The 14,751-nt window shown below is 28.2% G+C and carries 10 protein-coding genes; 2 read left to right on the forward strand and 8 right to left on the reverse strand.

Features of this window, described 5'->3' with window-relative positions; translation table 11 throughout:
* Positions 1-13: 13 nt before the first annotated feature.
* Positions 14-181, reverse strand: a complete 168-nt coding sequence (locus CLFE_RS14065) for a hypothetical protein (RefSeq protein WP_169850912.1) — start codon at positions 179-181, stop codon at positions 14-16.
* Between the two features lie 218 nt (positions 182-399).
* Here CLFE_RS14065 and CLFE_RS14070 point away from each other — a divergent pair, with 218 nt between their 5' ends.
* Entirely contained in the window at positions 400-822 is a 423-nt protein-coding gene (locus CLFE_RS14070; RefSeq protein ID WP_077853079.1) for a biotin/lipoyl-containing protein, read from the forward strand.
* Between the two features lie 108 nt (positions 823-930).
* Here CLFE_RS14070 and CLFE_RS14075 read toward each other — a convergent pair whose 3' ends face one another.
* On the reverse strand, positions 931-1,056 hold the full coding sequence (locus CLFE_RS14075) for a small, acid-soluble spore protein, alpha/beta type (protein WP_139355760.1): 126 nt from the start codon (positions 1,054-1,056) through the stop codon (positions 931-933).
* A 397-nt stretch (positions 1,057-1,453) separates the two neighbouring features.
* Between CLFE_RS14075 and CLFE_RS14080 the strand changes: the two genes are divergently transcribed.
* Positions 1,454-1,894 carry a YiiD C-terminal domain-containing protein gene (locus tag CLFE_RS14080; protein ID WP_077892925.1) on the forward strand — a complete coding sequence of 147 codons (441 nt, stop codon included), beginning with the start codon at positions 1,454-1,456 and terminating at the stop codon, positions 1,892-1,894.
* Between the two features lie 130 nt (positions 1,895-2,024).
* On the opposite strand, the gene CLFE_RS14085 is transcribed toward CLFE_RS14080, so the two are convergent.
* Genes CLFE_RS14085 through fabD form a run of 6 tightly spaced genes read right to left on the reverse strand, consistent with a single transcriptional unit; the run spans position 2,025 to position 14,747 of the window.
* Positions 2,025-3,557 carry an AMP-binding protein gene (locus CLFE_RS14085; RefSeq protein ID WP_169850911.1) on the reverse strand — a complete coding sequence of 511 codons (1,533 nt, stop codon included), beginning with the start codon at positions 3,555-3,557 and terminating at the stop codon, positions 2,025-2,027.
* A gap of 25 nt (positions 3,558-3,582) precedes the next feature.
* Complete coding sequence (locus tag CLFE_RS14090; RefSeq protein ID WP_077831991.1) at positions 3,583-3,825, reverse strand: phosphopantetheine-binding protein; 243 nt, start codon at positions 3,823-3,825, stop codon at positions 3,583-3,585.
* 14 nt (positions 3,826-3,839) lie between these two features.
* Positions 3,840-4,847 (reverse strand): 3-oxoacyl-[acyl-carrier-protein] synthase III C-terminal domain-containing protein, encoded by a 1,008-nt coding sequence (locus CLFE_RS14095; RefSeq protein ID WP_077831990.1) that lies wholly within the window; start codon positions 4,845-4,847, stop codon positions 3,840-3,842.
* 30 nt (positions 4,848-4,877) lie between these two features.
* A complete protein-coding gene (locus CLFE_RS14100; RefSeq protein WP_077892923.1) occupies positions 4,878-7,721 on the reverse strand; it encodes an amino acid adenylation domain-containing protein in 2,844 nt (947 codons plus the stop codon).
* A complete protein-coding gene (locus tag CLFE_RS14105; protein WP_207651364.1) occupies positions 7,721-13,468 on the reverse strand; it encodes a beta-ketoacyl synthase N-terminal-like domain-containing protein in 5,748 nt (1,915 codons plus the stop codon). The genes CLFE_RS14100 and CLFE_RS14105 overlap by 1 nt, the downstream gene beginning before the upstream one ends.
* Positions 13,469-13,481: 13 nt before the next feature.
* The gene (fabD, locus tag CLFE_RS14110; RefSeq protein WP_077892921.1) at positions 13,482-14,747 is read right to left on the reverse strand and encodes an ACP S-malonyltransferase; all 1,266 of its coding nucleotides are present in this window, start codon (positions 14,745-14,747) and stop codon (positions 13,482-13,484) included.
* Positions 14,748-14,751: the final 4 nt, after the last annotated feature.

The raw sequence follows: 14,751 nt of genomic DNA on the forward strand, positions 1-14,751 counted from the left end.
TTAGCAGATTTTTTTAAATAGTATCTGCTATAAAAAGTATATTTACTATATCTCGTTCACTTTCCAAATCTTTAATTAGATTATAGCCTTGAATTTCACACAATAATCTATAAGACCTACAGTCTGCATATTGTCCAACGATATTACTCTTCAAATCATTGAAAAAATTCCAACACTCCATACTGCAGCACCTCACATGTTTTACATTTATTATATTTTTTCTACATTAAAATATATTAATTTCACAATATCACATATTTTTTCCATATTTGTGGTATAATTATATTGTTGATTTTATATTGTATTTTATGCCAAAACTAAAAATAATAACTTAATTTTAATCTAATATTACTACTTCTAAAAATTATTTTTATTAACAAGGAGAAATTTTAATAAAATATGACTATGAAAGAAAAAGAAATTTTAAAACTTATTAACCAAATGACAAAATCAAATATTTCTTATATTGAATTAAAATCACCTACTTTAAGCTTAAAAATGCAACAAAAAAATTTTCATTCTGAGAAATCTGATAACATAATATTTAATAATGAAATTTGTTGCACTAAAGAAGATGATAATATTGTACAAATAAAATCACTGTATGTTGGAATCGTCAACATTTTTAATATTAAAACAGATAATATATATGCTAAACTTGGAAGCAAGGTTCTTCAAGGACAAACTCTATGCAATATTAATTACTTAAATCTGTCTATAAATGTTTCTTCATCTGTAGATGGAATATTATCAAAATCTTTTATAAATGATAAGGATCTAGTAGAATACGGACAAATTCTCTTTGAAATCACTAAAGATTAACAATTTAACTCACACATGTGTAAGAAAAATAAAATCTTTTGACACATGTGAGTTAAGTTTTGAATTAATTGTACCATAAAACTAAAAGACTAAATTCAAATTATGGAACTATTTGTGTTTTACAAATTTTTCAGATTCATTTGAGAGTTTTTCTTCCATCTTTTTCAGTTCGGTTTTTGTTTTTTGTCCTGCTTTTTTATTAGATTTTGAATTTTTGTTATCCTTATGTGACATAATAATTTACCTCCAAAAAGTAGTTTAAATTTATTTATCATATAAGTTTGCCCCAAAAACTAAAAATATACTCCAATAAACATTAGTATTTATAATCTAAATACTTTAATAATATCATAAATTATTTAGCTTCTTTTTTTAATACATGTTTTAAAACATACTTTTTGCTTTTTATAACCAATTATACATTATTTTCATCATATCCATTATTTAATATCAACACATATCAATCTATTACATATAAAAAAGTATAATATTATATTAAGTATGCAATAAATAGCCATTATTTTATACTTATTAACTCTACAATTAAGAATTCATTATATTTATACGTTTACTTATTAATTATATTTTAAGATTCTGTGCTTCTTGCATAATGAAAGGAATGAAATTTATTATGGATAAAAATGAGTTTCAACAATTAATCCATAAACAAATACCAATTATTAATGCCATGGGGATTGATGTTTTAGAATTCACACCTTATAAGGTAAGAATTTCAGCAAAATTAAATCCAAATATAAATGATAAAGGAACTGCATTTGGTGGTAGTATAAGCTGTCTAATGACACTCTGTGGTTGGGCAATGACATTTGCAAATATTAAAGAATCATATCCAGATGCTAATATTGTAATTCAAAAAAGCACTATAGAATACCTAGTACCTATAAAAAAAGATTTTATAGCAGAGTGTACTCTAGAAAATGAAGATGATAAAAAAAACTTTCTTGAAATGTACTCAAAACATAAAAAAGGTAAATTAGATCTTAAAGTAACTTGCTATGATAAAGATGTTTTATTAGTAAAATATCAAGGTCGTTATGTAGCATTTCATTAGTTTTTATTTTTTATATAAAACTATTTAATTTATATAGCCTTCAGTTTAAAATCTCACAAAAATAAGCCACTACATGTTAGCGTAGCGGCTTTATTTTATTTCAACATAGTTTTTTACCTTTAAAATATACCTATAATATAATTTTACATACAGATGTATCTTTTAACGCTGATCGTTTTAATTTTCCAGTAAGTCCTCTAGGTAACGACTTAACAATATAAAATTTCTTAGGACACATATCACGACCAATATTTTGTCTAATACTCTTTTTTAAGTCGCTAACAATAGCATCTGCCGAACTTTTACCAATTACAATATAAGCAACAATTATTGTGGTTTTTTCATCACTTATTTCTCCAGCGACTGCCCCTTCTTGTACCAATGGATGATCTGCAATTACACTTTCTATTTTTGAACCGTTAACCCATACTCCATTTACCTTGAATGTATCAGTATTTCTACCTATATACCAAAAATATCCTTCATTGTCTTTATAAAATATATCTCCTGTTTTCACACCATTTCCGTACTTTATTTCATGAGTTTTATCTTTATTATTCCAATATCCTTGCATAATACTATTCCCAGCTATAAATAATTCACCAGGCATCCCATCTTCTACTACATTATTTTCCTCATCTAATATTTCAGCCTTATATCCAGGCACAATTTTACCAACGCTTCCTATCTTAGCCTCACCAATTCGATTTGATAGTACTGCTGCTAATGATTCTGTACAGCCATACTCTTGTAAAATTTCACAATTAAACCTTTTCTTCCATGAGTCATAAACTGATTTAGGTAATCCTTCACCTCCTGTAACACATAAACGCATATTATGAAATCCGATATCATTAGAATCTAGCAATTTCAATATAGAATTAAAAATCATTGGTACCGCAATAAAAACTGTAGGCTTAAATTTATTAATATCATCAATTACTGAAAATAAATTATCATTGTCATTAGACTTTATAATAGCACTTCCTCCCACTGCAAAAGGAATATAAATCGTAAATAACACTCCGAGGGCAAATGAAATCAAAGGATGCGAATAGAATATATCTTCGCTGTTACTTTTTAAAATCTGTTTACCAAACGAATCAATAACTGTTAGTACATTCTGATGAAAGTGCATGGCTCCCTTAGGTCTTCCACTACTACCTGATGTAAATTGCCAAAATGCAATATCATCTTTAGTTGTTGGTGCTAACTTACAACTTGTATTCAAATTATATATATAATCTTTTTTGTCACTAACAACTATTATTTGTTTTAATAATTCATGTTGATAATCTCTAAGTTTATTATAAAAATCTCCTGTAGTAAATAAATATTTTATTCTAGATTCATCAATAAGAGAGTTTATATTTTCTAAGTCTAATTTTATATTAATTAAAAGTGGTACAACTCCAACTCTAATAGCTCCTAAAAACAAAAATATATATTCTGGTTCATCTGGCATTAATAGTCCTATTCTATTTTCCATATCTAAGCCAAGTTCTCGCATATAATTTCCAAATTGATTTACCTTATTATTCATATCGCCATAGGTATACATAGAATTTTTATAATATAGTGCAATTTTATCTTTTCTACCTTTTTTTAAATTACATTCTTCAATTAAGTAATTACTAATGTTAAATACTTCACCGTAAATCATATACTTCCTCCCAGTGTTTTGCTCTTTATTTATTAACATTTTCTAAAATATATTCGCAAATATCTTCTAATGTTATGTCTTCTTTAACTGTTAATTTCATAGACACTCCATATTTTTCTTTTATAGAAACTGCCATATCAATTAACTCAACTGACTTCAATCCTAGTTCTACGGTAGTTACACTTTTCATATCATTCAAAAATTCTTCTTCTATACCTATATCTATCAATATATTTTTTAAAAATGCTCTTATTTCATCTATATTCATTGATAATTCCCCCACTATAATTTATATAATACCGCTGATGTAGTATATCCAGCACCAATTGCACATAACACAATATGATCATCTTTTACTACCAATTCATCATTCAAAGCATATTCCAAAGAAAAAAATGGACTACAGCTTCCATTATATCCATACATATCTCCTGTATAAATATACTTGTCCTTTTTTAAATGCAGCTTTGCCATTGCTGTTGCAATATGATACAGCGAAAATTGAGAAAAAAAGTACTTCTTTATGTCTGCTGGTAATAATGCATTTTTTTTAAGTAAATTTAATATTATGTCATTCCAAACATCAGGTATAAAATCTAAATTCACTTCTTCATTAACACCTGCTTTAATATCTTTATCATCTCTATTATTCTTCATTAACATATCTTTAAATCCACTTTTAGGAAATACATTCATGTTATCATAATTCCAATCAGTTTTATAACTAGAATCTATAAATCCTCTTTTTACCTCTTCTTCTTTTTTCTCTAGTATAACTGAAGCAACTGAATCTGAAAATATTGAGTAGTCTATTGGATCTTTATCATCTCTTATATAACTTTCAATAAATACTGTAGTTATCATTGCCTTACTAAACTCTTTGTTTGAAAGCAGATACCTAGAAATTTGATCTATAGCTACTACTCCTCCTGCACAATTGGCATTCATGTCATATGCAACTTTAACGTTTTTCGCATTTAACTTTTTACCTAGTTTTATTGCGTTTGTTGGAGCTATGTATTCTGGTGTATCAGCAACAACAACAATTATGTCTAATTCATCTGCTTTTATGTTAGCCTGTTTAAGGGCTTTGTCTGAGGCAACTTTGGCAAAATCAAAGTAGTCTATATCTTCATCAATACTAAATCTTTTATTTTTCCCTAGTATTTTCATAAGACTTCTTACTCTAATACCTGTACCCTTAAAATGGTTCTCTATATCTTCATATGTTGTAACATTTTCCTCTGGATAAGTAGTGCCTATTCCTGTAATTACTATATTATTAAACATATCAAATCTCCTTTCCACTAGTTAAATTTATCAACTAATAGTTATTCTACTATTATTAATTTTAATTCCGCCTTCTAAGCAATGTAGAAATCTTTGATTTTTTTCCAAATGGAAATGTGATTCTATCTTTTCAAAATTCATATCACCTATAGAGCAAACTCCAATATTTAGATTCTCACATATTTGAGTTAATGTTGATACCATAATACCCGTATCGATAAGAGAATATAAATATCCAGATCCTTTATACCTAGGCATTGAAACTTTTGCATTATAGATAAAGTAAATAGAAAAAGCAGATTCTTTAAATATATCCTTATTAGTAAAGTAATGTGCGTCTGATGTAATACATTCTTTATCCTCAACTAAACATAGTAAATTATCAACTGAATTATAATAATACAAGCCATTGTCTACATTCTCTATTCTATCTTTTTTTACATATATAAACACATCCACAGGATATAATCCACCAGCACTTGCATAGTAATAGTATTTATACCCCCCTAATTTTATTTGCTTAAACGTACTCAACATTGTTGAAAAATCATCAAATGATATTTTAGTTTCACAATCATATTCTCTGCAGCTATATCTTTTTGCCATATTTTCAGGCATTTTAGTTTCTTGCCTAAGTTCTATGACTTTTTCACTATCATAACTAAGCTTTCTATTTAATTGTTCACGCTTATATTTTTCATAAACTTCCTTTTTAACAATTAAATCATTTCCATAGTCATGCTTTAATAAATTATCTTGACTGCTAAACAAATCTTCAATTTTTAAAATCTCATTTACAAGAATCTTATCATTCATTAATTTATCTAAAGCTTGTCTTAATTCTAAATTATTATAATATGTGAATTCATTCACTATAGTTTCTAATGTACAGCCATTTTGTGTTAAAAAGTACAACTTTGGTAATAATGATAAATAAACTTTTTCTGAATATTCTTTTTCGCCGATTATCAATACATCATTCTCAATTCTCCATTGCATAATAGGTGACCAATAATATATCTCTTCTCTTTTCTTGTTTATAGTTTTCTTATCATCAACACCATCAGACGAATGCGTTATTGAAGTCTTTTGTATTAATCTCTCTAAGTCTTCAATATTATTTAACTTCAAAAAATCCTTAAATTTTATCTGAATACTAAAAGCTTCTTCTAATTTAGATATGATAGACACCATTAATATTGAATTTAATCCCATTTCGTAAAAATTATCCTTAATACCTATCTTTATCTTACCTTCAAAAGCATCTTGAAAAATCATAACTAATTTCTCTTGAATTTCATTAGAAGGTGCAGCATAATTTTCATTTACCTCATTATCATCTATTGGCTGCGGTAAATTCTTCCTATCAATTTTACCGTTAGCTGTTAAAGGTATCCTTTCAATTTGGATTAACTTTGTAGGAATCATATATGGAGGAAGCATTTTACTCAAATGTTCTTTAATTTCACTCTTTGGCATATTTTTGCTTGCTACGTAATATCCACAAAGATAATTATTATTTAAACTATCCTTCTTTACAGTGACAATTGAAGACTTAATACCCTCAAATGAATTCATTGTAGTTTCCACTTCACTTAATTCTACTCTATATCCACGAACCTTTACTTGATTATCTTCTCTCCCAATGAACTCAACGTAGCCACCTTTATTTAATATTCCATAATCACCAGTTTTGTAAATTTTTCCAAAATCCGGATGGTTAATAAATGCTTTTTTCGTTTTTTCCTCGTCATTTATATAACCTAATGCTACACCATCTCCACCAATATATATTTCTCCTTTAATTCCTTCGGGACACAATTTTTGTTCATAATTTAATATATATATACTTTGGTTTGCTAATGGCATTCCATAAGGTATACTTTTCCACGTATCTTTTACTTCTTCTATTGGATAGTAAATAGACCATATTGAGGCTTCCGTAGCTCCACCCAAGCTAACAACCTTGCTATTTTTAAAATGATTTTTTATTTTACTTGGAAGATTTAGAGGTATCCAATCACCACTTAATAGTACTAATCTTAAATCAGAACTATTATCTTCAGCTTTTATGTTATCAACTAAAATTGTCATTGTTGAAGGAATAGAATTCCAAATTGTTATTTTATTATTTCTCATAACCTCTAAAATATTTTTAACATCTCTTTGATCCGCAACTTGTACTAAAGTAGCCCCTACACTTAAACATCCAAAAATATCATATACAGATAAATCAAAACACATTGAAGATAATGCAATTATTCTATCTTCCTCACTAACATTAAACTTTCTATTTATATCCAGTATTGTATTGCATGCAGATTTATGTGTTATTTCAACTCCTTTGGGAACTCCAGTACTTCCAGATGTATAAATAACATACGCTAAACTATTTACATCAACTTTTATTGAAAGCTTATTTTTATCATAAAAACTTAAATTCTCAGTATCATAAGTATCCTCTTTTAGAATAATATTACAATTACTATTATTTTTAATATACTCTACTCTGTCATCCGGATAATCAGGATCGATAGGCACATATGCGCAACCTGCTTTAAGGATACCTAAAACATTAATAATTGTATTTATCTTCCTTGAAGCAATTACTGCTACTAATTCACTTTTTTTTAAATGCTTTTTTAGTAAATAGTTGGCTACTTGATTTGACTTTTCCTCTAACTCCCAATAACAAATTTTATTTTCTCCCTCTATGATAGCAACATTATCAGGATATTTATGAGCTGCTTTTGAAACAATTTCATGTAGAGTATTTATTTCTATATTTTCTTTAGTCTTATTATACCTAGTATATATATCCTTAACATTTGTACTTAAATTCAACTTTTCAAGAATATTAAATTTTTGATCCATTATTTATCCTCCTCTGTATTTATGCTAATTAAATAATCCAATATTCCTACATACTGATTAAACATATTATTTATAACATCTTTATCAAATATTTCGCTTACATAATCCCAATTAATTACCAATTCGCCACCTATTTCCCCCGCTTGATGATCTATATATACCTGTGGTGTTTGACTCATTCCTATTTTTGTTTCTCCAAATTCTGACCAAGGATTATACTCTCCATCAAATAACATACTTGTAAAAACAATAGGCATTACTGGCTGACCAACCTTTTTATCTCTAACTGCAATTTTTCTGATCATTTCTACTCCATCAAATGATCTATGTTCTAAAGAATTTAGAACATCTTTGTGAATATTCTTTACACGATCGAAAAATGATTCTTCATTATTAAAATTAATTGGGATTAGCATTACTGATGTAAAATCACCAACAATCTTATCTACATCTTTATGAAATGGTAATCTATTGAATACAGTTAGACTTACTGTAAATCTGGATTGATTACTCCAATAAGCTAATACCTCTGCATAAGCTGTACAAAGTAATGAGGATGGTGAAACACCTAATTCTTTAGCTATATCTTTTATTTTGCCCCAGTTTTCTTTATTATAGGTTCTTGAAAGTCTCTTAAAACTTGGATTAGAAATATCAGAAGGATTAACTTTATAAAGTAACTCAGGAGCCTTAGGAAAATCCTCTAGCTTTTCAAGCCAATATTTTTTATCATTTTCATACATTTTAGAATGGTTGAATTTCTCTAAAGCTAACATATAATCTCTAAAAGTCAGTTCAAGTTTTGGTAACTCAAGATTTTCATTTTTATAATAAGAAATCCACTCATCTCCTATAATTCTTAAACTACTTCCATCCATTATTAATGTATCAAATGCAATAAATAGATGATGTTTTTTGTCATTTATCTTTAAAGCCACTATTCTTATTAACGGCCATTCATCTGCCTTAAATGACTTCAAAGCTACTTTTTCTCTTTCTTCAGTAATATATTTTTCTATTTCTTCATTATTCATTTGAGAAATATCAGTAATTTCAATATTATATTTTAACTCACCCTTTAAAATATGCTGTGTACCATTATTATCAACTACTGCTCTAAGCATTGGATGTCTTGCTATTAACTTATTTAGGCTTCTATTCAATCTCTTAATATCCAATGAGGTCTCTATTTCCATATATACTTGAGGTGCTACACCTCCCATTTCAAATGAATCATTTCTACCTAATAAATATGACATTTGAATATCTGTAATTGGAAAACTATCATACATTGAACTTGGATCAGGAGTTATTGAAAGATATTCTTCTTGTGTAATACTTTTCTCTTTACTTTCTAACATCTGTGCGAGTGTTTTAACTGAATTTTGTTCATTGAATTCTGAATAACTTAGATTAGTTTTTAATTTTTTATTTATCTTGGATACAATTTGCATCATAGCAATTGAGTGACCACCGACCTCATAAAAATTAACATTAATATCTATTTCGTCTAATCCTAAAACATCACACCATATTTCTGCTACTATTACTTCTACCTCTGTATAATTGTTACTTTCCCTACCTACAATACTTATTTGCTTCTTGTTAGGTAAATTAACCTCTCTATTTTCTTTAAACTCCCCTAAAACATTATTAAGTTCTTCAGTCAATTCTTTTGAGAGTTCAGATTTCTTCATAATTTCTTCTATTATTTGAACTGCATTATAGCTTTCATTATTTTTTTCCGGTATTTCCACCCAGCACTTAGTTTTTTCAAAGATATAGGTTGGTATTGATACTTTAGTATATTTCTTATCGCTATATAATCTTTTCCAACTTATTTCTGCCCCTTCTTTATAATATCTTGCTATTTGCTCCAAATACATCTTATCGCGACGTCCATTATCAATAAATAAACTAATAAAATTATCTATGTTCTCGTAAGAAGCTTGTTCTACTGAATCATTATTATTTTCTTTTATAAACGTTTCATATCCATTATCTAATATTTTGTTTATTTTATTTTCTAAATCTTTTATATCTTTGACAACAAGCGCTAATCTGTATTTATAGTGACTTCTGCCACAACTAGCTGTATAACATAGGCTAGTAATATTATTGCACGTATTATTCTTTAAATATTGACTATAACTTTTAATATATTCCCATAAAGAATTAGCACTCTTGCTTGATAAGACAAATAAATTAACACAATCAGATTCTTCCTTATATTTACTGTTTTCCTCCTCAAGAATCACATGGCAATTTGTTCCACTAAATCCGAATGAATTAATAGCACATCTTCTTGGTGTTGATCTTTCCGCCCATTTAACGGATTTATTTAAGAAATATACTGGAGAATTTTCAAAATTAATTTTTGAATTTGGAATTTCCCAATTAATACTTGCTGGTAATTCTTTGTATTTTAGTGCTAATACCATTTTTATTACAGCAGCAATTCCTGATGTTGCATTACAATGACCTATAGATGATTTAATACTTCCTATTCCACAAAACTGCTTTTTGCTTGTAAACTGTTTATATGCATTTGTAATACTATTAACCTCAATAGGATCACCAATTTCTGTTCCCGTTCCATGGCATTCTATGTAATCAATTGTTTCTGGATTAATATTCGTATTTTTTAGGCAATCAACTATCATCTGTGTTTGAGCTTCTGGATTAGGTGTAGATATTCCCATCGAAGCACCATCTTGGTTAACAGTAGAACCTTTTATTACTGCATAAATATGATCACCATCTTCTCTTGCTTTTTTCAATGGTTTAAGTAATAATGATGCAACTCCTTCCCCCCAAACAATTCCATCTGAAGAGTTGTCAAAAGCCCTTAAATGATAAGAGGAGGATTCAACTCCAAGCTTATTGTACTCATTACATATAGGCATTATTTCTACTCTCGCTCCACCTGCTAATGCCATCTCACATTCTCCATTTAGAATAGCTTGACATGCTAAGTGAACCGCTACAAGAGATGATGCACATGCTGTATCAACTAACATACTTGGTCCCTTTAAATCAAGTAAATACGAAATTCTACTTGGTATTACAGAAGATAAATTAGGGCCTACAGCTAATTTAAATGACTCCTCATCTACTTCGTTGACAATTCGCCAATAATTAAAAGCAAAGTCATTGGCATATCCTAAATATACACCTGTCTTAGTTCCTGCTATTTCTTCTTTAGAGTATCCAGCATCTTCTATAGTTTTCCAAGCTTCCTGAAGAAATAGTCTCTGGTGAGGATCCATTATATTAGCCTCTTTAGGAGATATATTGAAAAATTTCCAGTCAAATTCATCAATATTCTTCATATATCCACACTTAATATATTTTACATTACCATCATATTTACCAGAGTACCTCAAATACTTATTGGCATATTTTTTTCTATCCCTAGGAAAATTTACAATACATTCCCTTTCAGAAATCATATTATCCCAATATTCTTCTACAGAATCGGCTGCTGGCAATTTAGCTGAAATTCCAATAACCGCAATATCTGTATCATTATTTACCATTTTAGGCTCTTTATTTTGAGTTTCATTTTCTATATTAGCAAAATTATTATCCAAATATTTTCCCAATTTGCCTATTGTAGGATAAGAAAAAATATCAGCAATAGAAAATTCAATTCCTAATACCTTCTTTAAATCTTCATGAAATTTAGTTAAAACAATGGAATCCCCACCCATATCACTAAACCTATCATTTATACCTATTTTATTAATTCCCATTAATTTTTTCAGTATAGTAGTAATTACTTTCTCAGTTCTTGTATATAATCCATTACTTCTACCTGATAAAATAATTGTATCGTCTATATCAAACTTCACTTGTTGTGATTTATTTATGTCCTTCTTTTCTTTATTAATATCCTTTTTAGGCACCTTTATCCAACATATATTTTTCTTAAATTGATATGTGGGAACATGTACCACTTTATAACTTTTTTCCTCATACAGTTTACTAAAGTCAACATCTGCACCTTCTATATATAATTTAGCGATATTACTTAATTTTTCACTACTAATATTATTGTCAATTAAACTATTAGCCTCACTTGTAAGTTTATCCTTATTCAATTTATCTACTAAAAAATTTTTATTATAATAAACCCCATCTAATTTATTATCTAATAATTTTTCATATAATTCCTCTACGCTTTTAAATACAATAGCCATCCTATAATTATAATGATTTCTTCTAACATTAGCTGTATAACATATATTTCCTATGCCATCTATACATGTATTCTTCAACATGTTTTTGTACTCATTTACCAACATTTCAAGACTTTCCTTGTTCTTGGCCGACAAAGTTAATATATAACTATCACAGTGATTATCGTTATCTTTTACACATAAACTTTCATCTTTTTCTAATATCATATGCGCATTTGTACCACTTACACCAAAAGAACTAATACCACATCTTATAATTCCATTATTATCATCTAACTTTCTTAGCTTATTATTAATGAATAAAGGTGAATCTTCAAATTTAATACTTTTATTAGGATAGTCAAAATTAATTAGTGGTGGAATAGTTTTATATTTCATCATTAAAAGCACCTTTATTACACCAATAACTCCTGATGCTTGTATAGAATGTCCCACATTAGGTTTTATGCTGCCTATAGCACAAAACTGTTTTTTATCGGTATACATTTCAAATGCTCTTTTTATTCCTTTTATTTCAATTGGATCTCCAAGTTTTGTTCCTGTTCCATGTGCCTCAATGTAACTTAAACTTGTAGGTGAAATTCCAGCTTTTTGCCAAGTTGTAGTAATAAGTTCTTCTTGGGCTATTTGATTTGGCGCAGTAATTCCTGAAGATTTTCCATCTTGATTTAATGAACTTGCCTTTATTACACCATATATATTATCCTTATCCTCAATTGCTTTACTTAGTGTTTTAAGAATTACTACTCCTATACCTTCTCCTAATAAAGTACCATTAGAACTATCATCAAATGTTTTAACTCTACTATTTTTTGATTCAACTCCTAAACTAGAATGATTTTTACTAGGTAATACTCTAATACTTACTCCACCTGCAATAGCCATATCACATTCTTTACTTTTAAGTGCTTGTGAAGCTATATGTATTGCAGTCAGTGAAGAAGAGCATGTTGTATCAATTATCATACTAGGACCTTTTAAGTTTAATAAATATGATAATCTACTTGCTAAAATAGGTTTAATATTCCCTGTCTGTGCTATCCCTACAACATCAGGATCTATGTTAGAAATAATATTTAGATACTCTGAATCATCACCATAACCAACATATACACCAGTTTTACTGTTTGACAATTTCTTTTCAACACATCCTGCATCTTCTATTGCCTCCCATGCGGTTTGTAAAAACAATCTTTGACCAGGATCCATTAACTCAGCTTCTTTAGGGTTAATATTAAAAAATTCATAATCAAATTTATCAATTTCCTCTATATAATTAGCATAAATAAATTTAATTTCTTCCCTTTTATATCCTAAATATTCCAGATAATCTATATTGAATTTTTTTCTATTTTGAGGAACTGCTCTAACACACTCTTTTCCAACTTTTAAACTATCCCAAAATTCTTCAACATTATCTGCACAAGGCGCCTTTACTGACATTCCTATAATGGCTATACTTTCATCCTTATAAGCATTTTTATTACTACTATCTTCATCACTAAATTCTGTTATATCAATTTTATTAAGTATATCAAGATTCATATGTTTCTCCTTTCTATAGTACTCTACAAAATCTGTCTATCATACTTTCTAATTCATAATTCCCTGACTTTACTATTAACTCTTTAAATCTTTCCTCTCTCTCGATTTGAGGTATCATTTTAGTATCTAATGCTGTTTGTGTTAATTGTAAGACCCTTCTACATAGTTCCAAAGTATTTGAATCATATGTTATAATGGATTTTTCTATTGAGCGAATTTCCTCACACGTATCTATAACATTTTTTTTATACATATCTTCATTTATGGCATTATTTTTTGTACATGCTATTATTGATATACATCTTTGTATAAAATCTCTATATTGTTCAGCTATAATGCTAGCATCTTTTAATTGTTTTCTTACCTCATTAAAATTCTCAGGATCATCATACGAAAAAGTCGAAAGTTTTTGATCCAATGATCTAAAAAAGTTTCTTAATGTCTTTTTAGGTCCAAACTCTATAACAGTATCAATACGAGTTCGTAAAAAATAATTCATAGTATCAACCCATTTTACTGGTTGTACAATTTGTTTCACCAATTTCTCTTTAATATCTTTACCGTTCTTATATGGCAAACCATTTGTATTTGAAATAACTTCTTGTTTTGGATCTAAAAATTCATAGTCTTCTAAAAAACTTTTAAATTTAACTGCAGCATCACTCAAAAGCAAGCTATGAAATCCACCAGTTACATTTAATCTTTTTACTGTTGCTCCTATATTTTCAAAATACTTAGCTGCTTCATCAACTAAACCTACATTTCCTGATATAACTGTTTGCTTTTCAGTATTATAATTAGATACTGATAGGATGCCACTATCATTTTTTCTTTCATTACAATAATCTTCTATTATATCACTATTAATATCTATTATAGCTGCCATAGTTCCATCTGTTTTAGTTGCAGCTTTTCCTATTAGTTCTCCTCTTTTTTTAACCATTGCTAATGCATCACTGAATGAAACTGATCCTTCACATGTTAATGCTGAATATTCTCCTAAACTATGTCCTGCAAAAATCCTTGGTTTTATTCCAAATTCATCACTAAAAACTCTATAAAAAGCAGTACTTAATGTAAGAACTGCCGGTTGACAATTCTCTGGTCTTTTTAGTTCATTTTCATCTCCTTCAAAACATAACTTCATCAAATCAAATTTTAATTTTTCATTAGCTTCCTGAAAAGTTTCTTTGGCTACAGCAAAATTTTCACATAATTCTTTTCCCATTCCAACATATTGAGATCCTTGTCCTGAAAAAACAGCTCCTATTTTATTCATAAAA

It is taken from the genome of Clostridium felsineum DSM 794, from assembly GCF_002006355.2.
GTDB classification, from domain to species: Bacteria; Bacillota; Clostridia; order Clostridiales; family Clostridiaceae; genus Clostridium_S; species Clostridium_S felsineum.